At 68.8% G+C, this 401-nt stretch carries 1 pseudogene; it reads left to right on the top strand.

The window, feature by feature from the left end:
• Window positions 1-401: pseudogene (locus tag ADK66_RS31770) on the top strand (hypothetical protein); the annotation flags it as partial.

The raw sequence follows: 401 nt of genomic DNA, 5'->3' as shown, positions 1-401 counted from the left end.
GTTGCCGGCGTGGATATCCAGGTGCTGGAGGGTGCGCTCGTCGAGGTGCCGACGGCCGATGCCAGCGGCATGGACCGGCGGGCGTTCGGTGAGTTCGTGGGGCCGCGTGGGGAGTTGGCCTCGTACGCGTTCGGCTGGTCCACCGGCTCGGACCCGCACGTAGCCCGTCTGTCCGTCGGGATCGGTGCCGGCAATCCCGGGGGTGGCACTTTCCACGCCGTCATCTTCGCCAACGAGGACGGTCACGCGTTCTCGCTCATCGACGAGCCTTTCGAGCGGGTTGCGCAGGGCGGTCCGGACCTGACCGCAGACCAGTCGCGTGCCCACGAGGACCTGCCGTTCGTCTGGTGGGTCACCGACCACGTCATGCAGCACGATCGGCGAGCATGGTGGATGCGGCA

Origin of the sequence: Micromonospora sp. NRRL B-16802, from assembly GCF_001279555.1 — a bacterium.
GTDB lineage: Bacteria > Actinomycetota > Actinomycetes > Mycobacteriales > Micromonosporaceae > Micromonospora > Micromonospora profundi.
The sequence above is the reverse complement of the archived record's forward strand: the minus strand, read 5'-3'. Positions and strand labels throughout refer to the sequence as shown.